This window comes from Microbacterium maritypicum MF109, from assembly GCF_000455825.1.
GTDB lineage: Bacteria > Actinomycetota > Actinomycetes > Actinomycetales > Microbacteriaceae > Microbacterium > Microbacterium maritypicum_A.
This window is the reverse complement of sequence record NZ_ATAO01000050.1, coordinates 1-443: the sequence shown is the minus strand read 5'-3', so window position 1 is coordinate 443 and position 443 is coordinate 1. Positions and strand designations below refer to the sequence as shown.

Sequence of the window (443 nt, the reverse complement as noted above, 5' to 3'; positions counted from 1 at the left end):
GAGCCAGAGCAGGGCCAGCTCGCGCAGTGCGGTGAGGTTGCCGAGGCGGAAGTAGTTCGACAGGGCGGCGTCGATCCGCTCGGCCGGGTAGACGAGTCCGGCCGAGAGTCGATCACGGAGCGTCTGCGGGGCGAGGTCGACGACCTCGATCTCGTCGGCGGCGCGGACCACGGCGTCCGGGATCGTCTCCTGCTGCGCGATGCCGGTGATCTTCTCGACCACGGCGTTCAAAGACTCGATGTGCTGCACGTTGACGGTGGTCACCACGTCGATGCCCGCATCCAGCAGCTCGTCCACGTCCTGCCAGCGCTTGGCGTTGCGCGAGCCGGGGACGTTGGTGTGCGCCAGCTCGTCCACGAGGGCGATCTCGGGTGCCCGCTCGAGCACGGCGTCGACGTCGAGTTCGGTCAGGGCGATCCCGCGGTGGAGGTCGACCCGGCGGG

The 443-nt window shown here is 69.5% G+C and carries 1 protein-coding gene; it reads right to left on the bottom strand.

Going from position 1 to position 443, the window contains the following annotated elements:
• The coding region (locus L687_RS0120855) for a histidine kinase (RefSeq protein WP_031206734.1) at positions 1-443 on the bottom strand (443 nt) is incomplete at both ends.